This is a genomic window from Streptomyces sp. NPDC057654, assembly GCF_042800135.1.
In the GTDB taxonomy this organism is placed as follows: domain Bacteria; phylum Actinomycetota; class Actinomycetes; order Streptomycetales; family Streptomycetaceae; genus Streptomyces.
On record NZ_JBHVHQ010001253.1, the window covers coordinates 1 to 463 of the forward strand.

Sequence of the window (463 nt, forward strand, 5' to 3'; positions counted from 1 at the left end):
GGCCCCGCCCCGTGCGGTCACCGCGTCCTCGTACGGTCCCGGCGTGCGGTCAGGTCCCGTCCGTGCCGTCCGCCCCCGGCCTGCCCCGCGGGCGTCCCGCGCTCGCCGACGCCGCCGCGTGGCAGGCGCCGCGGCCGTCGGCGCGGGCGACGACGCGGCCTGCCGCGATGCGGACGGCGGACTCGGTCCCGTCGCTGACGGCGGGCACGCCGGCCGCCGCGGCGAGCGTGCCGCGTTCGTCGTGGACGAGCTGGAGGCGCGGCCAGGCCGGCTCCGGGAAGGACTGGCGCAGGCCGCGGGAGAGTTCGGTGACGGTCAGTCGGGCGAGGGGACCCAGTTCGTCGGGGTCGCCCGTGACGAGGACGGCGGTGACCTGGTCGCCGGGGCCCGCCGCCCGTACGGCTTCCTCGGCGGCTTCGAGGCGGTGCAGGCCGAGCACCGCCACCACGCCGTCGCCCGCGAG

At 80.1% G+C, this 463-nt stretch carries 1 pseudogene; it reads right to left on the reverse strand.

The features are described 5' to 3' along the window. Nucleotides 1-49: 49 nt before the first annotated feature. Nucleotides 50-463: pseudogene (locus ACFU99_RS42565) on the reverse strand (TetR/AcrR family transcriptional regulator); the annotation flags it as partial.